Raw genomic sequence first — 20930 nt, forward strand, 5'->3', positions numbered from 1 at the left:
CGCCCCCCCGTACCCCGCCCCGCCGGGGTCGCTCACAACCGCCCTTTCAACCACCGCCGCCTGCTTGGGCTGCCCCACCCCCGGGGGGGGGGGGGGTTTCACCGGGGGGGGCCGCGGGGCCGGCGCCCCCCGCGCCGGTGCCTCGCACACCGCGGCGGCCGCCACCCCGGAGACCGCGGTCGACGCGCTGTTCGCACAGTCCGGCGTCCTGCGGATGGACACGGTCGAGGAACTGGTGGACACCGCCCGCGTGCTCGCCGTACCGCCGCTGCCGCATGGCCGTCGGCTCGCTGTCGTCGGTAATGCCGGTGGGGCGGGGATTCTCGCAGCGGACGCGGCCGGTCGACTCGGGCTGGAGCTGCCGGAACTGAGTCCTGCCGTTCAGGAACGGCTTGCGGCGGTCGGAGCGGTGGGAACTGCGAACCCGGTCGATCTCGGAGCGGCCGCGTCGCCGGCGTCGCTCACGAAGGCCCTGCAGGTGCTGAAGGCGAGTGCAGAGGTCGACAGCATCGTGGTGAACTACGCCGCGACCCGGGCCGGCAAGATCGACGAGATCTACGCCGCGATCGCCGCGGCCGGCAACGAGGCGGTGCACCCACTTGTCGTGAACTGCGTTGGCGCCGCCAACGCTGCACCCGAGATCGCTCTCGCGGACGGCCGGCGCTTGCCGGTGTTCCCGTTCCCCGAGAGCGCTGTCCGCGCGCTCGCGCAGGCCGTGCGGTACGCCGAGTGGCGGGCGCGGCCGCAGGGCGCCGTACCGGAGCTGGCGCGGGTCGACACGGTCGGGGCACGGGCGGTCGTGCAGCGTCATTTCCAGCGAATGCCGGACGGCGGGTGGCTGGATCCGCGGCAGGCGAGTCTGCTGCTGCACTGCGCGGGCGTGCCGGTGATCCCGGTCGTGTCGGCGTTGACCCGATCGGAGGCGATCGCGGCTGCCGAGGCGGCCGGGTATCCGGTCGCGGTGAAGACGGGCGCACCCGGCGTACTGCACAAGACCGACGTCGGCGGCGTGCGCGTCGGGCTGACCAACTCCGCACAGATCGGGGTCGCGTACGACGAGATCACTCGGGCAGTGCGGGATCCACAGGTGCTCGTCCAGGCGATGGCGCCGGAGGGGACCGAGCTGGTCATCGGCGTGGTGCGGGACCAGCGCTTCGGGCCGCTCGTGATGGCGGGGAGCGGTGGTGTACTGACCGACGTACTCGCCGATCGGCAGTGGCGCGGCCTGCCGCTGACGGATCTGGACGCCCGCGAGATGATCCACTCGTTGCGCTGTGCGCTGCTGCTGGCCGGCTACCGCGGCGCACGCGCCGCCGACCAGGAGGCGGTACTCGACGTCGTGCACCGGATCGCGTGGCTGGCCGGTCAGGTACCCGAGCTCGCCGAACTCGACATCAACCCGTTGATCGCGGGTCCGTCCGGGGCTTTCGCCGTGGATACCCGGATCCGGCTCGCCCCCGCGGAGCCTGAGCCCGACTGGTACGGGCGTCATCTCCGCAGCGTCGACGTGTGATCCTCAGGAAGCGCTCTCGTAGGTCCGCTCGAACCGGAGCGCCACCCGGCTGAGCGCACGCAGCGCGGCGACCGACTCGGCGATCTCGCGGTGCGACTCGGCCGGGTGGACGGTCCGGAACAGGTCGTTGCGCAGGTCCTCGAGCGCGTCGACCAGATGCTCGATCTCGTCGGCGACGATCGAGTCGTGCGGCTGCTCAGCGGTGATCATCGGCAGGATCCGGCCGCGGAACGCGACGATCGTGTGCTGCGCCTCTGCCAGCCGGCGCTCCTCCAGGAACCAGTTGTCGGCCAGGCTGGTGTCGGCGATGACCGCGAGATCGGCCTCCCAGCGCTCGATCTCCTGGCGCAACGTGGTCATGACTGCTCCTTTGCCTGGAACTCGGCGAGCGGCCGGCGCGCGGCACCGCTGTGCGGCCGGCTGTGGCCGAAGCGGATGATCATGTCGGCGTGCCCGGGCCGCCCGGTGAGGAGCTGGACCCGCGGCCGCAGGTCGTCGAACTCCAGCGGCTGGTTGAGGAACGACGCGCTCACCCCGGCCCGGGTCGCCGTCAGCAGCACCCGCTCCAGCGCCGCCCCGGCCGTCACCTGGTCGCTCGGCTCGTCGAAGGCGGTCGACAGCACGGCGATGTCCGGATGTTCCTCGAACTTCCGTTCCGCCCGGCTCCGGTCGGTCGGCCTGGTGGCCAGGTCCCGCACGATCGCCGGGTAGCTGACCGACCGCGGCCCGAGGGCCGAGCTGGGTACGCCGTCAGCGGCCCGGTCACCGCCGACCCAGCGAGCCCGTTCGGCTCGCCGGTGCCAATCGCCGATCTCGCGCAGATCGGTGTCGAGCACCAGGTCGAGCACCGTACGGACCCCGTCCCTGCCGAGCCACGTGAGCTCGGCGCCCTCGGCGTACGCGGCGCGCATCAACGCCACCCGGACGGTCTCGTCGAGCGGGGTCGTGTCAGACGGATTCCGGTCGGTATGGCGGTGCGGGATGTACTCGGCGAGATCGCAGAGCTCGCCGTTGCGGGCCGCGGTGGGTTCGAGCACGATCCGGGCCAGCAGATCGGGTTCCTCCGGATACGGGGCCAGCCCGAACCAGGCGCCGTACCCGAGGCTCTCGGCCGCGCACCGCAGGTTGAAGGTGGCGGCGCCGGCGGCGATCCGCATCGCCCGGCCTGTCGGGTCCTCGGCCGGCAGGGACCGGGATCCGTCCAGGTAGATGTCGACCACGTGGTCCTCGATCTCGAAGCGCCACGGCTGGGTGTTGTGCATGCTCGGCGCGGCGACGGCCGCCGTGAGCAGGTCCTCGACGACCTGGGCGGGGAGTTGATCGGACACGGGATGCTCCTCCCACTGGTTCTCCGTTTCCAGCGTCGCCGGTGCGAGGTCGCGGCGGTGGAGGCAAGAGTCCCGATCGGGGAGGCCGTTCGGCCGTCAGTCGTCGAGCGGCGCGCGGAGCTCGACCACGGTGCCGTTCGGCTCGTTGTCCGTCACGTCCACGGCGCCGCCGAGTGACTCGGCGCGTTCGGCCAGGTTGCGCAGCCCGCTGTTGCGGCTGCGCTGGTTGATGCCGATCCCGTTGTCGGAGATCCGGGCGACGACCTCGTCCCCGTCGACCCCGATCTCGACCGTCGCCGCCGACGCCTGGGCGTGCCGGACGATGTTCGACAGCGACTCGCGGACGGCGGCGAGGATCTGCGGGCGGACGGCCGCCGGCACCACGGTGTCGATCGGGCCGCTGATCACCAGCCGCGGGCGGAAGCCGAGCGGTCCGGCGTACTCCGCGACCAGGCTCTGGAGGTCGGCGCGTAGCGAGCTGGTGTCGGATGGCTGCTGGAGCTCGAAGATCGCGGCCCGCAGGTCGTGGATGGTCGTGTCGATGTCGTCGACCGCGCGGCTGAGGCGATCGCGGTGCTCGGGCCGGACCAGCCGATGCATGCCCTGGAGCTGGAGCCCGGTCGCGAACAGCCTCTGGATGACGAGGTCGTGCAGGTCGCGGGCGATCCGGTCGCGGTCCTCGAGGACGGCGAGCATGTCGCGATCCAGCTGTGCCTGGGCGCGTTCGAGAGCCAGGGTCGCCTGGCCGGCGAACATCCGGACCAGGTCGGCACCTTCGGCGACCCGCGTGCTGGCGCCCTGTTCGGCCGCGACCACGAGCACGCCGCCGGTACGCGTGCTGCCGGACGGCAACGGCGCCAGCGTCGTACGCGCCAGGGCCGCGCCCTCGGGGAACTCGGTCCCCCCACCCGAGTCCTTCAGCAACTGCGCGAGATCCTCGATCACGACCTGCTCGCTGGTCCCGGAAGTGACCCGGCCCAGCACCGGCAGATCGGCGGGAATGCGCCGCCCGAGGTACTTCGTGAACGCGGCGGGACCGTCGACGGCGCGGACGACCAGCTCGTCGGCGTCGACCAGCAGAACCGCGGCGACATGCGCACCGGAGACCTCGCGGGAGCGCTGCGCGATCAGCTGCAGCGCCTGGTCGGCGTCGAACTCGCCGAGCATCAGCTGGGTGATCTCCGCGGTGATCTCGTGCCAGCGGCGGCGCTGCTCGGTGTCGGCGTACAGGCGGGCGTTGTCGATCACCACACCGGCCGCGGCGGCCAGTGCGGTGACCGTGCGTTCGTCGTCCTCGGTGAAGTCGGCGTCGCCGGTCTTCTCGGTGAGGTACAGGTTGCCGTAGACGTGCTCGCGGGTCCGGATCGGGACGCCGAGGAAGCTCTTCATCGGCGGGTGGTTGCTCGGGAAGCCGTAGGACCGTGGGTGCTCGGCGAGATCGTGCAGCCGGATCGGTTCCGGGTGCTCGATCAGCAGGCCGAGGATGCCGTGTCCCTCCGGGTAGGGCCCGATCGCGGCGATCTCTTCGTCGTCGACGCCGTAGGTGATGAACCGGACGAGCCGCTTGCCGTCCGGGCCGACGACGCCGAGCGCTCCGTAGCGCGCTCCGGCGAGCTCGCAGGCCGCGGTGACGATGCGGTCCAGGGTGCTGTTCAGGTCGAGATCCGCGCCGATGCCGACGACCGCGTCGAGCAGGGCGCGCAGCCGGTCCTGGTGCTCCATGATCTCGTCGACCCGGCCGAGCAGCTCCTGGAGCAGGGCATCGAGGCGCACCCGGGACAACCCGGCGTACTCCAGCGCCCCCTCGTCCCAGCTCCCGCGTCCTCCCCGTGAGCCATCGACCACCCAACCAGCGTACGTACGCTCACACCGTGTGGGAACTCCCGAATCTGGGCCGCTGCCCCCAGGGCACCAGGCGACGGCCCTGCACCGATTCGACACCCAGCCGGATGAGACGCGGTTCGTCCATCGGCATCCAGGAATGCAGCGGCAGGTTGCGGCGCAACGCGTCGGCCTCGTCGCGGGTGACGACCGACAGGTGCCCGATCGCGGTCACGGTCCAGCCGGTGTGCCGCTCGGAATTGACGCTGTCGGCCTCGAAGGCGACGACGTCGCCGCGCTCGGCGGCCCGGAACTTGTCACCCGGTCCGGTGCTGAACACGATCGTGTCGTCGTCGACGACGAAGTTGACCAGCCGGACCGCGGGGAGCCCGGCGTAGGTGTACACCAGCCGGCCGAGCGGCACGGATCCGAGCAGGTGGAGGCACTCCGCCGGACCGAGGATCTCGAGCCGGGAGCGGTCGAACTGCTGGGGCATTGTCATCGAACATCCTCCACGCACCGTGGGGCCGGGGCGGCCACGGTTCAACCCTGGTGGTGGTGGCGGGTTGGAGCCAGGGCCGAAAGTCCTCAACCGGCGGGCGCCTCGGGAAGGACTTTTGGACCGGCGCTTCCGGGACCCGCGGCCCTGCCCGGGCGGGCCGGCCAGGCGTTGCCTGGAGGTGAGACCCGGAGGGATCGGAGGCCGGTCGCGATGACGAGTTCGCTGCACGTGTCGGACGTGATGACCCGTGACGTCGTCACGGTGGCCGAGGACGCGCCGTACAAGGAAGTGGTGGAGTTGCTCGCGGGGCAGCACATCAGCGCCGTACCGGTGCTGGACCGCCGGGGCGGCATCGCCGGGGTGGTTTCCGAGACCGACCTGCTCCGTAAGGAGGAGTTCCAGCAACAGGCGAAGCGGTCGTGGCTGGCACGTCGACGGCAGCGGCGCGCTTCGGCGGCCGCGGCAGGCCGGCTGGCCGGCGACTTCATGTCGCGGCCGGCGGTGACGATCGAGCAGACCGCGACCGTTCCCGAAGCGGCCCGGGCGATGGCGGCGCACGGCATCACGCGGCTGGTGGTGACCGGCGACGACGACGGACTGGCCGGGATCGTCACCCGCTCGGACCTGTTGAAGACGTTCCTCGCCCCGGACGACCGGATCCTGCACCAGATCCGCCACGACATCATCGAGCGCGGGCTCTGGGCCGACCCGGCGAAGATCGAGATCGTCGTCAAGGACGGTGTCGTGACGCTGTCCGGTGAGGTCGACGAACGCAGTACCGCCGTGGTCGCGGAGAAGCTGACCGCCGCGGTCGACGGTGTCGTCGGCGTCGACAACCTGCTGACCTGGGGGTTCGACGATCTCGCGGCCAAGCCGGATCCGCTGCCCTCGCCGGAGTTCCGGCGTCCCTCGTGAGGTCAGGCAGACGTCGTCGGCTGACCTGACGGTCGAAGCGCCGCGAGCTGCACCAGACGCGTCACGTCGTATCCATGCACGACGCCGACCAGCCTGCCGTCGCGCTCGACGACGAGTGCCAGTTCGTCGGAGCCCGATCCCATCTGGACGACCAGATCAGCGAGCTGATCCTCAGGATGCCCGACAGGTACGTCCTTCAGCGGTCGCTGGACGGCCCCGACCGTGAGACCGGCCCGCTGGTCGACAGGAACCCTGGCCAGTCGGCGTAGCGACACCGTGCCGGTCGGGCGCGCGTCGAGATCGACCACCGCGAACACCACGTCGCGGGCGTCGTGGGCCCGCGTCATCACGTCCGCGGCGAACCGGTCGATCGGCATCGCGGCGTACGCCGTCAGCGGCGGCACCGACATCGCGGCGGCGACCGGCGTCGAATCGAGCGCGATCCGTAACCGGGCGGTCCGCGACTCGGCAGCGACCGAGGTGACGATCAGGTAGCCGATCATCACCAGCCACAGGCCGGTGTAGCGGCCGGTGACCCACTCGGCGAGCCCGATGGCCGCGATCACGACCCCGATCACCCGGCCGGCCCGGCCGGCCGAGAGCGCGGCCTGGTTCGGGTCGCCCGTGCGCCACCAGAGCGCGGCGCGGAGGATCCGGCCGCCGTCCAGCGGCAGACCTGGCAGCAGGTTGAACACCGCGAGGAACACGTTCATCACGCCGAGCCACACGAGGGTGGCCGCCAGCAGTTGTGGCGCGCCGGCGATGTTCAGCAAGAGCGCGAGCACGCCGGATCCGAGCCCCAGCCCGAGACTGGTCAGTGGCCCGGACGCCGACACCCAGAACGCGGTCCGCGGCGAAGCCGGCTCGCCGCCGAGCACGGACACCCCTCCTAGCATCCACAGGGTGATGCGCTGGACGGGTATCCCAGCCCGTAGTGCGACCACCGAATGTGCGAGTTCGTGCAGCAGCAGCGAGCCGGCGATCAAGAGACCGGCCACGATGCCGATCACCCAGTAGACGCCGGCCTGGTGTCCGGGCGCGAGCTCCGGCAGGACGGCTGTCGCCAGCCCGTAGGCGACCAGCAGGACGAGCACGATGAGCGACCAGTTGGCCCCGACCTCCACGCCCGAGATCCGGCCGAACCTCACGGTCTGCTTCATCTGCCCTCCTGCTGGGCGCCGGGGAGCGGAGGAAGTCCACCGCCGCTGATGCAGCGGGACGAGCTGTACGGTGCGCGGCTTGGGGTCCGCTTCTCCGTACCTGCGTGCCAGGCTTCCTCCGCCCTGATACCAGTGGACCTCGCGGCGGCGCCGGACAGAAGGGCGTTCGGTCCCGAGATCGCGGGACTTTCGGACCGAAACCCGACGGCCACGCGCCGAGACCGGGTTCGGGACCTTTGGCCCTGCCGTCGCCCGCGCCCGCTCGGGCACTGTGGGTTGTGCGGGAACCGGTATCAGGGGACCGGTGACCCGACGACCGGGGGGTCAGGTGTCGCGCGCCACCCCCGGGAGGTCGAGGCCACAGAGGGGTGTTGGCCTCGGCCCGCAGGTGCCGCGCAGCGTTCGCTGCGCGGCACCTGCTTCTGCGTGTTCCGTGCCGCCTCGGGCAGCGCGCGGTTACAGTCGGTCTCGGAAGGGGGACCGGTGGTCGTTCCCGGTGTCGAGACGCTCAGGCAGTACCAGCGCGGCTGGTTGCGGTTCGACGTGCTCGCCGGGCTGACGGTGGCGGCGTACTTCGTCCCGCAGGTGATGGCCTACGCCCAACTCGCCGGTCTGCCGGCAGTGACCGGCTTGTGGGTCGCGCTGGGCCCGCTCGTCCTGTACTTCCTGCTCGGCTCGTCACGCCTGCTGTCCCTCGGCCCGGAGTCGACGACCGCCTTGCTGACCGCCGCCGCGATCGGCCCGCTCGCCGCCGGGGACCCGGTGCGGTACGCCGCGTTGGCCGCCGTACTCGCGCTCTTGGTCGGTGTGATCTGCGTGGTGGGTTGGGCCGCACGTCTCGGGTTCCTCGCGGATCTGCTGTCGAAGCCGGTGCTGGTCGGCTATCTCACCGGGATCGCGATCATCATGATGACCGGTCAGCTCGGCCGGCTGACCGGTGCGCCGGTGGAGGGCGACTCGCCACCCGCCGAGGTCGTCTCGGCGCTGCGATTGATCGGTCAGTGGGACTTCGCGCCGGTGGTGATGTCGGTGACGGCGCTGGCGCTACTGCTGGCACTCGCGCGCTGGGCGCCGCGGCTGCCGGGGCCGCTGATCGTGGTCGCGTTGGCCGCCTTCGTGACGTGGGTGGCGGACCTGGGTGCCAAGGGCGTGGATGTGGTGGGCCCGGTGCCGAGCGGGCTTCCGGTGCCGCATCTGCCGGCTGTCACCGTCCACGATGTCGGTCTGCTCGCGCTGCCCGCGGTCGGGGTCGCCCTGGTCGGGTACACCGACACGGTTCTCACGGCTCGAGCGTTCGCCGGTCGCACCGGGGAACGCATCGACGCGGGCCGCGAGCTGCTCGTCCTCGGACTCGCGAACGTCTCGGCGAGTCTGTTCCGGGGATTTCCGATCAGCAGCAGCGGCAGCCGGACCGCCCTCGCCGAGGCCTCCAATGCGAAGAGTCAGGTCTACTCGCTGGTGGCCGCAGCGGCGATCGTTGCCACCCTTCTCTTCGCCGGGCCACTCCTGGCGACCTTCCCGATCCCGGCCCTCGGCGCCCTCGTCGTGTACGCCGCTCTGCGGCTGATCGATCTCGCCGAGTTCCGCCGGATCGCGTCGTTCCGGCGCAGCGAGCTCGTACTGGCAGCGGCGACGACCATCGGCGTGGTCGCGCTCGACGTTCTGAACGGGGTCCTCGTCGCTGTCGGGCTGTCCGTGCTCGACGTACTCCGGAGGGTCGCCCGGCCGCACGACGGGATCCTCGGCTACGTCCCGGGGATCGCCGGCATGCACGACATCGACGACTACCCGGACGCCCGTCCGGTCCCGGGGTTGGTGGTGTACCGCTACGACTCGCCGCTGTTCTTCGCGAACGCCGAGAACTTCCACCGCCGGGCGCTGAAGGCGGTCGACGACGCGCCGACGCCGGTCCGCTGGCTGCTGCTGAACACCGAGGCGAACGTGGAGATCGACATCACCGCGCTGGACGCCCTCGACACCCTCCGGAAGGAGCTCGAGGCCCGCGGCATCGTGCTCGCCCTGGCCCGGGTCAAACAAGACCTGCGCGACGACCTGGAAGCGGCCGGATTCATCGACCGGCTCGGCGCCGACCGGGTTTTCTACACCCTCCCGACCGCCGTCGAAGCGTTCCGCCAAGAGACCCGCGAAGAGACCTAGTGTCCTGACACTAGTCCTGCGTCACTTCAACGGCCTGCCGGGCGATCTCCCATTCCTCGTTGGTCGGGATCACCAGCACCGCGACCTTGCTGTCCGCCGTCGAGACGACGCCATCCGCACGCTGCGCATTCCGCTCGGGGTCCAGCCGGATGCCGAGCCCTTCGAGTCCGTCGAGCGCTGCCGCACGGACCTCGGCCGAGTGCTGCCCAACCCCTGCGGTGAACACGATCGCGTCCACAGTCCCCAGGACGGCGTAGTACGCACCGATGTACTTCTTCAACCGGTAGCAGTAGATGTCGAACGCGAGCTGCGCACGCTCATCGCCGGCCGCGCGACGCCGCGACACCTCCCGGAAGTCGTTGGCTCCGGTCAGCCCCTTCAGGCCGGACTCCGAGTTGAGCGCCTGGTCGGTCTCTTCGGCGGAGCGTCCCGCGACCCGCGCCAGGTGCCCGTGGATCGCCGGATCGAGATCACCCGATCGGGTCCCCATCACGAGCCCCTCCAGCGGGGTCAGACCCATCGACGTGTCGACCGACTGCCCTCGCCGTACGGCGGCCGCGGAGCATCCGTTGCCGAGATGCAGGACGATCACGTTGAGGTCGTCCGGCTCGCGATCGAGCAGCCGCGCGGCCTCTCCGGCCACGAACGCGTGCGACGTCCCGTGGAACCCGTACCGCCGGATCCCGTACTCGTCGAGCCACTCCGACGGCACCGCGTAGGTGTACGCGTACGGCGGCAACGTCTGGTGGAACGCGGTGTCGAACACCGCGACGTGCGGCAGGTCGGGGAGCAGCCTGCGCGCGACCTTGATTCCCTCGAGGTTGGCGGGGTTGTGCAGCGGCGCCAGCGGAACCAGATCGGTCACCTCCGCGACCAGGGCGTCGTCGATCAGGGCCGGAGCCGCGAACTTCGAGCCACCGTGAACCACCCGATGCCCGACCGCCACGATGTCCAGGTCACCAAGCGCCGGACCGTGCGTCTCGAAGGCTCGCACCGCCGCCTCCAGTGCCGCCTCGTGATTCGGCACCGCCTGGTCGTCGTCGAAGTCGCCGTCCGGCCCATGATGCACGTGGTGGCTCTGGTCCTCGCCGATCCGCTCCACCAGCCCGGTCGCCGCGGCCTCGCCGGACGCGGCGTCGACCAGGCTGTACTTCAGCGACGACGAGCCGGCGTTGATCACCAGGACGTGGCCGGTCATCGGGTCTCTCCCTGCTGGGCCTGGATCGCGGTGATGGCGACCGTGTTGACGATGTCCCGGACAGTGGCGCCGCGGGACAGGTCGTTGACCGGTTTGCGGAGACCCTGCAGCACCGGCCCGACGGCGACCGCGTTCGCCGACCGCTGGACCGCCTTGTAGGTGTTGTTGCCGGTGTTCAGGTCCGGGAAGACGAAGACGGTGGCCCGGCCGGCGACGGGGGACCCGGGCAGTTTCGTCCGCGCCACGGCGGCGTCGATCGCGGCGTCGTACTGGATCGGTCCCTCGACCGGGAGCCGCGGCGCGCGGTCCCGGACGATGGTGGTTGCCTTGGACACCTTTTCGACGTCGGTGCCGGTGCCGGACGAGCCGGTCGAGTAGGACAGCATCGCGACCCGAGGCTCGACGCCGAAGGCGACCGCGGTGGCCGCCGACGAGATCGCGATGTCGGCGAGTTGCTCGGCGGTCGGGTCCGGGTTCACCGCGCAGTCGCCGTACACGAGCACCTGGTTCTGCAGGCACATGAAGAAGACCGACGAGACGACGGACAGGTCGGGGACCGTCTTGACCACTTCGAGCGCCGGCCGGATCGTGTGCGCGGTGGTGTGGACGGCGCCCGACACCATCCCGTCCGCGAGTCCGAGCTGGACCATCATCGTGCCGAAGTACGAGACGTCACGGACCAGCTCACGCGCACGGTCGAGGTCGACGCCACGGTGCTGCCGCAGCCGGTGGTACTCGGCCGCGAACTGCTCGGTCAGCTCACTGCTCTCCGGGTGGACGACGCGGGCCGCGGCGACGTCCACGCCGAGACTCGCGGCCTTCGCGCTGATCGTCGTCGCGTCGCCGAGCAGCGTCAGGTCGGCCACACCCCGCCGCAGCAGTACGTCGGCCGCGCGCAGGATCCGCTCCTCCTCGCCCTCCGGTAGCACGATGTGCCTACGGTCGGACACAGCACGATCGACCAACTGGTGCTCGAACATCAGCGGCGTCACCGCGCTGCTGCGCGCCAGCGCGAGCTGATCGAGCAGCGCCTGCCCGTCGACGTACTGGTCGAACAAGGCGAGCGCGGTGTCGATCTTGCGCGGCGCGTCCTTCGTCAGACGGCCACGGACGGCGGTCAGCTTGGCCGACGTGGCCTGCGTACCGAGGCTCGTCTCGATGATCGGCAGGGTGGCGCCGAGGCCCTCGATCAGCCGCTGCACCTGCGGTGGCAGCTCGAAGCCGCCGTTCAGCACGATGGCCGCGATCTGCGGGAAGGTCCGCGAGGCGTGCGCCATCAGTACGCCCAGTACGACCTCGGGCCGGTCGCCCGCGGTGACGACCGCGGCGCCGTCGAACAGCCGGTCGAGGACGTTCGGCATCGTCATCCCGGCGATCATCAGGCCGGTGACCTCGCGGGTCAGCAGTTGCGGGTCACCGCTGACCAGGCGGCCGTCGATCGGTGCCATCAGGTCCGCGACGAGCGGCTGGTTCAGCACCGGCTCCTCGGGAATCGCGAACGCCGGCGCGCCGATCCCGTCGAGCGCGGCGACCAGCGGCTTGCCTTCGCCGGTGCCGACCCGGTTCGCGATCACCGCGAACAGGGATCCGTGGTTGGCGACGAGTTCCGCCACGGCCATGTCCGCGAGCGCGCGGACGTCGTGCGGCGTCCGGCCGAAGCCGTTCAGCACCAGCAGCACGGGTACGCCGAGGTTCGCCGCGATCTTGGCATTGAAGGAGAACTCGGTCGGCGTCCCGACATCGGTGTAGTCGCTGCCGACGATCACCACCGCATCGGCCTGCTCGGCCACCGCGTGGTACCGCTGCACGATCGTGTCCAGCGCCGCGTCAGGGTCTTCGTGGACCTCGTCGTACGTGACGCCGACGCCGTCCTCGTACGACGAGACCACGGCGTCCTGCGAGATCAGCAGGTCGAGGACGTAGTCCCGGCCGCCGTGCGTCGCCGTGTCCGCGCGGACGATCGGCCGGAAGACGGCGACCCGACCGACCCGGCGAGAGAGTTGATGGAGGACCCCTAGAGCCACCGTCGACTTCCCGGTGGTTCCCTCCACCGAGGCGACGTAGACGCTGCTTCCCATGTCTGAACCCTACGGAACCGGCCGCCGGGACCGGGTGCGCAGGTGGCCGGGCCGCGTCACGATCGTTCCGCCGGGAGTCACGCCGTACGGGTGTCAGGACCAATCGGAGGAGGACATCATGCCCAGTGCGAACCTTGCCACCACGCCGGTGGCGATCGACATCCCGGAGCTGATCGGCAAGTACGCCGAGCTGGACGACTACACGGTGGCGTTCGAGAGTTACCCGCTGGACGGGGACCCGGCGGAGTACTTCGCCGGCCTGCCCGACGATCGGTGCCAGTGCCCGCACTGGGGCTTCGTCACGGCCGGGGCGATCACGTTCCGGTGGGCCGACCACAGCGAGACGTACCGGACCGGTGACGCGTACTACGCCGGTCCGGGACATCTGCCGCTGATCACGGCGGGGACGAGCCTCGTCGAGTTCAGCCCGACCACCGAGCTGCAGAAGACCATGGCCGTGATCGGCGCCAACCTCGAGCGGGCGGGAGCGGGAGCGTGACCAGCGTCGCGGAGCGGGCCGAGGTCGACGTGGCCGTGGCGCGGCTGGTGGAGTGGCTGGAGACCGGAGTGCCGCCGGAGGGGACCTTCGCGGCGGACTGTTTCACCGACGTGAGCATGCCGCACTGGCGGCTGCAGTACGGATCCGGCGCCGCGACGATCGCCGGCCGGCGGGAGCTGCACCCGTTCCCGGGGGCTGTCCGGGTCGAGCGGGTGAGCCGGACGGCCGGCGGGTTCGTGATCGCATTCGAGGAGCGCTGGCGGCACGAGGGACAGAACTGGTACTGCCGCGAGCAGATCGCCGCGGAGGTGAACACGGCGGGGGAGATCAGCGAGGCGCGGGTCTACTGCACCGGCGACTGGGATGAGGCGGTGCAGACCGAACACGCCCGCGAGGTAGGCCTGCTTCGGCCGTAGAGGTGACCCCCCGGGTTCGCAGTACCGTGATCGGTGTGGCGAGCAGTCGGCGTGACACCGAGCTGGCGGCGCGAACCCGGGCGGTTCTCGAGGCTGCGGCGGGCCACGTCTTCGGCACCGAACCCGGACGGCTCGCCGCCGAGCTGTACGACGTACTCGCGCGAACGACCGAGGACGCCGACCGGGCCCGGCTCGCCGCGGCGCTCGCGCGCTGCTGGGTGTACGGCGGTCACGCGGACCGGGCCGCGCCGTTCGCGGACGAAGCTTTGGCGCACGCCGAGCGCGCCGGCGACCCCGAACTGATCGCGAACTGTCTCGACGCGGTGCTCGCGGCGCATTGGGGGCCGGACGAGCTGCGGTTGCGGCAGGCGACCGCCGCCCGGCTGGACGAGGTGTCGGCGCACGTTCTCGACCCGGACGCTCGGCTGCGAGGTCATCTGTGGGGGCTGCAGGTCGGGTGGGAGACCCTCCGGGTGCCGACGATCCAGCGTCAGCTGCGAGCGCTCGAAGTGCTGGCCGGTGAGTCGCCACGCGCCAGGTTCTTCGCCGCCTCGCGCCGATGGATGTACGAGCATGTCCGCGGTCTCGAAGCTCGCGAACTCATCGAGGTGGCCGAGGCCGCGGCCGCCGAAGCCGGGCTCGCGGATGCGTGGATGGTGACCGGCCTGATGCGCGGCTACACCGCACTGCACACAGGCGACGGGGCGAGGGCGATCGAGACCGCCGAGCGGATGGAGAAGTTCGCTCACGACGAGGGCGTCACCGAAGTCGCGGCCGAGGCCGCGTCGGTCTGGGCGCTGAGCGGACACCCCGACCGAGCCCGAGCCCTCCTCGACCAGCTCGGCCCGGACGTCCTGGAGAACCTGCCCCGGGACGTGAACTACCTCCTCAATCTGCACTGCGTCCTCGAAGCAGCCCTGGTCGTCGCCGACGAGGACATCGTCCGTACGGCGGCCCGCCTGCTCACGCCGTACGAGAACAGGGCTGTGGTGAATGCGGGCGCTGTGTACTTCCACGGGGTCACTGATGACACCCTCGCCCGGGCGGCCGCGCTGACGGGTGACGTGGAGCGCGCCGAGCGGCTTCGCTCCCGGGCGCTGGCGACGTACCTGAAGCTTGGTGCGACCTGGTGGCACGAGCGGCTGCGGTCGTCAGCTGCCCGGCCGTCGACGGTCGTGCACTTCCACCCTGCCCATGACGGATTGTGGCTGGTTGGGGCGGCTGCTCGCCCGATGCGTGCGTTGCGTGGGTTCGGTTACCTGCACCGGCTCTTGGAGGAGCCGGGCCGGACCGTCTCGGCCATCGATCTCGTCACGGGCGGGACGGCCACGGTGATCCAGCCCGATGTGGGGCCGCATCTCGATCACCGGGCCGCTACGGCGTACCGCCAACGCCTGAACGAGCTCGCCCGCGAACTCGACGAGGCGACCGACTGGTCCGACCTGGCCCGTGTCGAGTCACTGACTGCGGAGCGCGAGGCGCTGCTCGCCGAACTGAGCTCGGCCGCGGGCCTGGCGGGCCGCTCCCGCGCCACCGGTTCGACCGCCGAACGGGCCCGCGTCGCCGCCACGAAAGCGATCGCCACCGCCATCACCCACATCGAGGCCGTCGACCCCGCGCTTGCGACCCACCTTCGCGACGCCATTCGCACTGGCGCCGAATGCAGCTACCGTCCGCGCCCCGACGAACACCCCGCCTGGCTGCTGTCCGGCTAGGTGACGCTCTGCGGCCCGAAGGGCGACCGCCTCCCCGAAGAGCGCGTGCCAGACCGCCTTGTCCGGGGAGCGCGGCGGCGGTGTTACGACGCGGGGGTGAAGATGCCGAACTGGTTGCCGGACGGGTCGCGGAGGTAGGCGAAGGCCGGCGTACCCGGGCGGGCGGGGCTCTTGTTGATCACGCTGCCACCGAGTTGCTCGGCATCGGCGCAGGTGGCGTCGATGTCGGCGACCAGGATGTAGAAGACCGCGTGGTTCGGCAGCTTGCCGCCGGTGCCGAAGACGCCGCCCATCGGGGTGTCCGCGCCGGAGGCGGTGATGTTGCGGTAGTCGAGACCGCCGTTGGTGAGGCTGCCGGACGACTCGAACGTCCAGTCGAACAGGTTGCCGTAGAACTTCTGGGTGCCTTCCGGGTCGTCGCTCGCGACCTCGAACCAGGCCAGCGTCCCAGGGGCCGGAGTAGTCATTTGTCTCTCCTTCACAGGTTGGTTGGTGCAACGAGGCCCACGCTGTCAGCGGTTCGCGACAGCCCTATGTCGGAGTTGGGAAAAGATCTTCGGGACGCAGCGCCGCGGCGGGGAGCTTGGTCTCGTAGCCGTCCACCCGCAGGTCGGTGGCCGGCGCGGGGCGTTGTGGCCGGGTCGCAGTCCGCTCGGCGCGGGTGATCCGGTCCATCCGGAAGACGCGCTCCTCCTGACGCAGGTGACACCAGGCGGTCAGGTACGACCCGTTCGGCCCGACGACGACGTGCCGCGGGTCGATCTCGCGCTCGGTGCCGACGCCGCCGACGTCGGTGTACGCGATCCGCAGCACCTGGTTGTCGCGGACCGCCCGCCAGATCTGCTCGGCCACCTCGCCGTCCGGATCGGGCACCGGCCGGACCAGCAACCGCACCTTCGCGGCCGCCGTCCGCGCCTCGTCGAGATCGCGCTGCGGCATCGCGGCGACGATCTTCTGCAGCGCGGTCCGTGAGTCCCGCGCGAACAGCACGTGATCGCTGCGGCTGAGGGCGACCGCGACCGCCATCGCCTCCCGCGCCGTGAAGTTGAGCGGCGGCAGGCTCATCGCTCGGTCCACCGAGTACCCACCGGTGCGCCCCTGCTTCGTCGCCAGCGGTACGCCGGCCTGTCCCAGCGCACTGAGGTCTCGCTCGATGGTCCGGACACTGACCTCGAAACGTGCCGCCAACTGCCGCGCCGTACGCCCCCGCGGTCCCGCCGCGCGCAACTCCTCCGCGAGGGCGTACAGCCGATCGATCCGGTTCATGCCTTGCAGGCTAGGCGCGACCATGGACAAGTTTGCGTGCCGGCCACGGTCGCGTCAGGAGACCACTCAGTTCTTCCCGTCGAGTTCTTCGGCGAGGGCGACGATGACGCCGGACGGGCCGCGGAGGTAGCAGAGCAGGAAGATCGACTCGAACTGCGTGATCTCGCCGATCAGTTCGCCGCCGTGCGGTTCCAGCCGGGCCACGGTGTCGTGGATGTCGTCGACGGCGAACATGACGCTGCGGTACCCGATGGTGTTCGCCGGTGCGGACGGTTCCGCCGTACTCGCCGGGGGGTTCTCGAACTGCATCAGCTCGAGCTGGCTGTGGCCGTCGGGGGTCCGGAGCATCGCCATCTCGAGCCGGACGTCCTGCAGACCGTTCACCGAGTCCACCCAGTCGCCGGAGACCGGCGAGCCGCCGACGTGTTCCATCCCGAGTTCCTCGAAGAACGCGATCGCCGCCTTCAGGTCGTGCACCGCGACGCCGACGTGGTCCATCCGCTTGATCGCCATGCTCGCGATTCTCCTCCGGTCAGCGGTCAGCCGACCCGAGGACGGAGCCACGCCGGCGTTTTCGACACGCGCTACTGCGGCAGTTCGGTCCCGGTGCGCTCGGCGACCATGTAGGCGGCGTACCAGACCGGCCAGTTCGCGTCCGCCTCACCGGTGCGCGCCTCGTGCTCCCCGTGCGCGGCCGCGGCCCGCCGCAGCGCGCCTTCCAGGTCGTCGGCGGAGGTGTACGTCGACTCCGCGGGGTCGACCCGGTTGGGGAGCCGGGTGGTGACCTCCTGCAACAGCCAGGTGTTGCCGTCGGGGTCGCTGAACGTCGCGAACGAGCCGTAGCTCGACCGGTCGTCCGCCGGCCCGGTCACCCGGCCGCTGCCGTCGCCGACCTCGAACTGGGCACCCGGCGCACCCGGGTGGAAGACCTCGCTCACCTTGGCGCCCTGCGCGAGCAGCTCGTTCCGCGCCGCCTCGACGTCGGTGACAACGAGGTACAGACCCTGCGCCGTCCCGGGCTGGGCCGAGGTGATCCTGGTGCCGAACTGCACCGACGCGGGGGAGCCCGGCGGGGTGAACTGCACGACACGGAAACCGTTGTCGAACGCGAAGTCCGCGTCCAGCCGCCAGCCGAGGCCGCTGTAGAACTCCTTGGAGCGATCGGCGTCCGTCACCGGGATCACGATGGCTTCGAGTTTCAGGTCGGTGCTGCTCATGACGTCCTCCAGGGATCAGCGTGGTTCGTTGACCACCAATCTGCCGGTCGGCGACCCCCGTTACACCAGTGGGAATCCCTGGTCGGTGCCCTGGCCCCGGGCCGTCGGCGCGAACCACCTGGGGACATCGGCGCCGTTATCGGCCTCCGGAGGGCCGGAACGCTCTAAACTGCGGTCGCGTGGACCACCAGTTCGTTCTGATTGCCGGTGCGGGGCTAGCGATCATGATCGCGGCGTCGGTGTTCGCGCGGCGGACCGGCGTCGCGGCGCCGCTGCTGCTGGTTGCCCTGGGCATCGGAGCCAGCTACCTCCCGAGTACGCCGGCGATCCCGATCGAGCCCGAGATCATTCTCGCCGGCGTCCTGCCGCCGCTGCTGTACGCGTCCGCGGTGCAGCTCCCGGTGCTCGACGTACGACGGAACTTCGGGCTGATCTCGTGGTTGTCGGTCGTGATGGTGATCGTCTCGGCGCTGGTGATCGGGGCGCTGGTGCACGCGCTGTTCCCCGGCATCCCGTTCGCGCTGGCGACCGCACTCGGCGCCGTCGTGAGCCCGACCGACGCGGTCGCCGCGACCGCGATCGGCCACCGGGTCGGTCTGCCGCCACGCCTGATGACCGTGCTCGAAGGTGAGAGTCTGGTCAACGACGCGTCAGCGCTGGTGGTCCTGCGGACCGCGGTGGCCGCGCTCGCCGTCACCACCCATTTCAGCCTCGGCCGCACCGTCCTCGACTTCGCCTGGGCGGTCGTCGGCGCGATCCTGATCGGGGCCGTCGTCGGGCTGCTGACCGTCCTGCTCCGGCAGCGGCTCGACGACCCGGTCCTGAACACCACGATCTCGTTCGCCGTCCCGTTCCTCGCCTACTTCCCGGCCGAGGAGGCGCACGCGTCCGGCGTACTCGCCGTGGTCGTCGCCGGCCTGCTCACCGGTGCGCTCGGTAGCCGGAAGTTCAGCGCTCGCGACCGGCAGACCCAGGCGACCACCTGGACGACGATCAGCTTCATCCTGGAGAGCGGCGTCTTCCTCGCGATGGGCTACGAGCTCCCGCAGCTCGTCAACGACGCCCGCGCCGAGACGACGGCCGGGGAGATCAGCACGCTGGTCCTGCTCGTGGTCGGCCTGCTGATCGCGCTGCGGTTCCTCGGGCTGGCCTGGCCCGCGCTGCAGGGCCGGATGGGATCGAGTGACCGCAACGACCAGGTCCGGGCCAGGCTGAGCCAGATGGAGGAACACCTGGACTCGGTGGAGCCGTCGGGGGAGCGCGAGGAGAACCGGCTCGCCTGGGCCCGCAAGCGGCTCGCGCGCAGCCAGGCGGACGTCGACTTCGAGGAACGCGAGCCGATCACCGGCCGCGGTCTGCTGGTGCTGGCCTGGGCCGGGATGCGCGGCGTGGTCACGGTCGCCGCCGCCCAGACCATCCCGGCCGGTACGCCGCACCGCGCGACCGTCGTACTGGCGGCGTTCGTCGTCGCGCTGATCACCCTGGTGCTGTTCGGGCTGTCGCTGCCCTGGGTGATCGCGCGGATGCACTTCTCGTCCGAGACCGCGGAGGAGAAACGGGACTCCGTCCAGGCGTTGATGCGGCAGATCGGTGAGGCCGCGATCGACGCAGTCGGCCCGCTGAGCGAGCAGACCGTCGACGGCGAGCATCTCGATCCGGTCGTGGTGAGCACCCTCAAGGACCGGATCGTGCCCCGCCTGGTCTCCGGGAGCCAGGAGCTTCGGGAGACCAAGGCGGACACCCGCGAACAGATGAGCATCGTCCAGCGCCGCTACCTCGACGCGATGCGGGAAGCCCTCGGCGCCGAGCGCAGCATCGGCGCCTACAGCTCCGACACCTACCGCCAGGTCGAACGCTTCCTCGACACGGTCGAGCAACGCTTCAGCACCGCCTAGGGTCCTGAGTTGGACACCAAGGCACGGGCCGACGACGACCGGCGATTTAATTCATTGTCTTGACAAAAATATTCGGCGGCGCCAGGGTCGGTTGTCGTGGGTAAGGAGACGGCTGGGCCGCTGAAGCTGCTGCGGGAGACGCATGAGCAACGCGTGATCGCGGCGCTGCGGACGCAAGGTGCCTTGACCCGTGCCCAGCTCGCGGAGCAGACGCGGCTCTCGCGGGCGACGCTGTCGGTGATCATCCAGTCCTTGCTGGCCCGGCAGGCGGTCACCGAGTCGTTTCCGGACGAGACCGACGGTCCGGTCGTGCGGGGCCGGGGTCGGCCGGTGTCGCGACTGACCCTGAACGCCGCGGGCGGGTTGGCCCTCGGGCTGGATCTCGGGCACCGGCGGATCCAGGTGACGATCGCCAACGTCGCGCACGAGATCGTCGCCTCCGACAGCGTCCCGTGCGCGGAACGTACGCCGTGGCCGCGCCGTGTGAAGCTCGCCCTCGATCTCGTCGACGAACTCACCAGCCGCCACGAGCTGTCGCTTGGCACGCTGGCCGGAGTCGGGGTCGGCATGGTCGGCCCGGTCCCGACGGGACGCAACCTGGTGCTGAGCGGCCGGCCCGCCGAAGTACGGGACGCGGTGAGCGAACGGTTCGGGGTGCCGGTGCAGCTCGACAACAACACCCGACTCGCCGCGCTGGCGGAGGCCCTGTGGGGTGCCGGCGCGGGCTTCGGCAGCGCCCTCTACCTCCGCCTCTCGTACGGCGTCGGTGGCGGACTCGTGCTCGGCGGCCGGCTGCTGGCCGGCGCCACCGGCGCGGCGGGGGAGCTCGGGCACATCAGCGTCGACCGCGACGGACCGGAGTGCCCCTGTGGCGGCCGCGGATGTCTCGAGCGGTACGTCGCGCTCGCAACGCTGCTCGAACGATGCGGCAACCTCCTGGAAGCGCAGAGTCCGCAGGCGCACGACCTGCTGACCGAGGCCGGCACTCGGATCGGCGAGGTCCTGGCCGCCGCCTGCAACACGCTCAACCCGGAAGTCGTCATCATCGGCGGCGAACTCGCCGACACCGGCGACCACCTGCTCGACCCGCTCAACGCCACACTCCGCCGCTACACCCACGCGCAGGTGCACAAGAACCTGAAGGTGACCCGAGCAGCCCTCGGCGCCGACGCCGCTGCCCGCGGGGGCATCGCCCTCGTCCTCACGTCCCCCAACTGAACAGACCCCGACTGAGCACATCTGACCAGGAG

19 protein-coding genes are annotated in these 20930 nt (G+C 70.8%); 8 read left to right on the forward strand and 11 right to left on the reverse strand.

All coding sequences use genetic code 11. The features are described from left to right. Nucleotides 1-64: 64 nt before the first annotated feature. Entirely contained in the window at nt 65-1513 is a 1449-nt protein-coding gene (locus ACFYRH_RS17010; protein ID WP_387775315.1) for an acetate--CoA ligase family protein, read from the forward strand. Between the two features lie 3 nt (nt 1514-1516). Here the strand turns inward: ACFYRH_RS17010 and ACFYRH_RS17015 are convergent, their stop codons facing one another. From ACFYRH_RS17015 to ACFYRH_RS17030, 4 genes are all read right to left on the reverse strand, one after another. Then, nucleotides 1517-1873, reverse strand: coding sequence for a hypothetical protein (locus ACFYRH_RS17015; RefSeq protein WP_387775109.1), 357 nt, complete (start codon nt 1871-1873; stop codon nt 1517-1519). Next, a complete protein-coding gene (locus tag ACFYRH_RS17020) occupies nt 1870-2841 on the reverse strand; it encodes an Acg family FMN-binding oxidoreductase (RefSeq protein ID WP_387775112.1) in 972 nt (323 codons plus the stop codon). The genes ACFYRH_RS17015 and ACFYRH_RS17020 overlap by 4 nt, the downstream gene beginning before the upstream one ends. A 96-nt stretch (nt 2842-2937) precedes the next feature. Further along, entirely contained in the window at nt 2938-4686 is a 1749-nt protein-coding gene (locus ACFYRH_RS17025) for a GAF domain-containing protein (RefSeq protein WP_387775115.1), read from the reverse strand. A gap of 19 nt (nt 4687-4705) precedes the next feature. After that, on the reverse strand, nt 4706-5164 hold the full coding sequence (locus ACFYRH_RS17030; protein WP_387775118.1) for a pyridoxamine 5'-phosphate oxidase family protein: 459 nt from the start codon (nt 5162-5164) through the stop codon (nt 4706-4708). A 210-nt stretch (nt 5165-5374) separates the two neighbouring features. On the opposite strand from ACFYRH_RS17030, the gene ACFYRH_RS17035 reads away from it, so the two are divergent. Continuing rightward, nucleotides 5375-6079 (forward strand): CBS domain-containing protein, encoded by a 705-nt coding sequence (locus tag ACFYRH_RS17035; RefSeq protein WP_387775120.1) that lies wholly within the window; start codon nt 5375-5377, stop codon nt 6077-6079. Nucleotides 6080-6081: 2 nt separating this feature from the next. Here ACFYRH_RS17035 and ACFYRH_RS17040 read toward each other — a convergent pair whose 3' ends face one another. Continuing rightward, complete coding sequence (locus tag ACFYRH_RS17040) at nt 6082-7239, reverse strand: site-2 protease family protein (RefSeq protein ID WP_387775123.1); 1158 nt, start codon at nt 7237-7239, stop codon at nt 6082-6084. 483 nt (nt 7240-7722) lie between these two features. On the opposite strand from ACFYRH_RS17040, the gene ACFYRH_RS17045 reads away from it, so the two are divergent. Continuing rightward, the gene (locus tag ACFYRH_RS17045; RefSeq protein WP_387775126.1) at nt 7723-9396 is read left to right on the forward strand and encodes a SulP family inorganic anion transporter; all 1674 of its coding nucleotides are present in this window, start codon (nt 7723-7725) and stop codon (nt 9394-9396) included. 10 nt (nt 9397-9406) lie between these two features. Here ACFYRH_RS17045 and ACFYRH_RS17050 read toward each other — a convergent pair whose 3' ends face one another. Then, nucleotides 9407-10594 carry an acetate/propionate family kinase gene (locus ACFYRH_RS17050; protein ID WP_387775129.1) on the reverse strand — a complete coding sequence of 396 codons (1188 nt, stop codon included), beginning with the start codon at nt 10592-10594 and terminating at the stop codon, nt 9407-9409. Next, complete coding sequence (gene pta, locus ACFYRH_RS17055) at nt 10591-12672, reverse strand: phosphate acetyltransferase (protein WP_387775132.1); 2082 nt, start codon at nt 12670-12672, stop codon at nt 10591-10593. Before pta ends, ACFYRH_RS17050 begins: the two co-directional genes overlap by 4 nt. 118 nt (nt 12673-12790) lie before the next feature. Between pta and ACFYRH_RS17060 the strand changes: the two genes are divergently transcribed. Genes ACFYRH_RS17060 through ACFYRH_RS17070 form a run of 3 tightly spaced genes read left to right on the forward strand, consistent with a single transcriptional unit; the run spans nt 12791 to nt 15302 of the window. After that, on the forward strand, nt 12791-13171 hold the full coding sequence (locus tag ACFYRH_RS17060) for a cupin domain-containing protein (RefSeq protein ID WP_387775135.1): 381 nt from the start codon (nt 12791-12793) through the stop codon (nt 13169-13171). Next, complete coding sequence (locus tag ACFYRH_RS17065; RefSeq protein ID WP_387775138.1) at nt 13168-13587, forward strand: hypothetical protein; 420 nt, start codon at nt 13168-13170, stop codon at nt 13585-13587. Before ACFYRH_RS17060 ends, ACFYRH_RS17065 begins: the two co-directional genes overlap by 4 nt. A gap of 35 nt (nt 13588-13622) precedes the next feature. Next, complete coding sequence (locus ACFYRH_RS17070) at nt 13623-15302, forward strand: hypothetical protein (protein ID WP_387775141.1); 1680 nt, start codon at nt 13623-13625, stop codon at nt 15300-15302. A gap of 83 nt (nt 15303-15385) precedes the next feature. Here the strand turns inward: ACFYRH_RS17070 and ACFYRH_RS17075 are convergent, their stop codons facing one another. From ACFYRH_RS17075 to ACFYRH_RS17090, 4 genes are all read right to left on the reverse strand, one after another. Beyond that, a complete protein-coding gene (locus ACFYRH_RS17075; protein ID WP_387775144.1) occupies nt 15386-15769 on the reverse strand; it encodes a VOC family protein in 384 nt (127 codons plus the stop codon). A gap of 64 nt (nt 15770-15833) precedes the next feature. Beyond that, nucleotides 15834-16568 carry a helix-turn-helix transcriptional regulator gene (locus tag ACFYRH_RS17080; RefSeq protein ID WP_387775146.1) on the reverse strand — a complete coding sequence of 245 codons (735 nt, stop codon included), beginning with the start codon at nt 16566-16568 and terminating at the stop codon, nt 15834-15836. 66 nt (nt 16569-16634) lie between these two features. Next, nucleotides 16635-17081, reverse strand: a complete 447-nt coding sequence (locus ACFYRH_RS17085) for a VOC family protein (protein WP_387775149.1) — start codon at nt 17079-17081, stop codon at nt 16635-16637. Nucleotides 17082-17152: 71 nt separating this feature from the next. Further along, nucleotides 17153-17785, reverse strand: a complete 633-nt coding sequence (locus tag ACFYRH_RS17090; protein ID WP_387775151.1) for a VOC family protein — start codon at nt 17783-17785, stop codon at nt 17153-17155. A 179-nt stretch (nt 17786-17964) separates the two neighbouring features. On the opposite strand from ACFYRH_RS17090, the gene ACFYRH_RS17095 reads away from it, so the two are divergent. Then, a complete protein-coding gene (locus ACFYRH_RS17095) occupies nt 17965-19680 on the forward strand; it encodes a cation:proton antiporter (RefSeq protein ID WP_387775154.1) in 1716 nt (571 codons plus the stop codon). Between the two features lie 96 nt (nt 19681-19776). Further along, nucleotides 19777-20898 carry an ROK family protein gene (locus ACFYRH_RS17100; protein WP_387775157.1) on the forward strand — a complete coding sequence of 374 codons (1122 nt, stop codon included), beginning with the start codon at nt 19777-19779 and terminating at the stop codon, nt 20896-20898. The last annotated feature ends 32 nt before the right edge of the window (nt 20899-20930 follow it).

It is taken from the genome of Kribbella sp. NPDC004875 (assembly GCF_042873375.1).
GTDB lineage: Bacteria > Actinomycetota > Actinomycetes > Propionibacteriales > Kribbellaceae > Kribbella.

Bases quoted from the DNA above. Each gene is read 5' to 3' on its own strand.
- ACFYRH_RS17075 (WP_387775144.1), bottom strand. From the start codon at position 15,769: ATGACTACTCCGGCCCCTGGGACGCTGGCCTGGTTCGAGGTCGCGAGC.
- ACFYRH_RS17015 (WP_387775109.1), bottom strand. From the start codon at position 1,873: ATGACCACGTTGCGCCAGGAGATCGAGCGCTGGGAGGCCGATCTCGCG.
- ACFYRH_RS17085 (WP_387775149.1), bottom strand. From the start codon at position 17,081: ATGGCGATCAAGCGGATGGACCACGTCGGCGTCGCGGTGCACGACCTG.
- pta (WP_387775132.1), bottom strand. From the start codon at position 12,672: ATGGGAAGCAGCGTCTACGTCGCCTCGGTGGAGGGAACCACCGGGAAG.
- ACFYRH_RS17050 (WP_387775129.1), bottom strand. From the start codon at position 10,594: ATGACCGGCCACGTCCTGGTGATCAACGCCGGCTCGTCGTCGCTGAAG.
- ACFYRH_RS17035 (WP_387775120.1), top strand. From the start codon at position 5,375: ATGACGAGTTCGCTGCACGTGTCGGACGTGATGACCCGTGACGTCGTC.
- ACFYRH_RS17030 (WP_387775118.1), bottom strand. From the start codon at position 5,164: ATGACAATGCCCCAGCAGTTCGACCGCTCCCGGCTCGAGATCCTCGGT.
- ACFYRH_RS17090 (WP_387775151.1), bottom strand. From the start codon at position 17,785: ATGAGCAGCACCGACCTGAAACTCGAAGCCATCGTGATCCCGGTGACG.
- ACFYRH_RS17060 (WP_387775135.1), top strand. From the start codon at position 12,791: ATGCCCAGTGCGAACCTTGCCACCACGCCGGTGGCGATCGACATCCCG.
- ACFYRH_RS17040 (WP_387775123.1), bottom strand. From the start codon at position 7,239: ATGAAGCAGACCGTGAGGTTCGGCCGGATCTCGGGCGTGGAGGTCGGG.
- ACFYRH_RS17080 (WP_387775146.1), bottom strand. From the start codon at position 16,568: ATGAACCGGATCGATCGGCTGTACGCCCTCGCGGAGGAGTTGCGCGCG.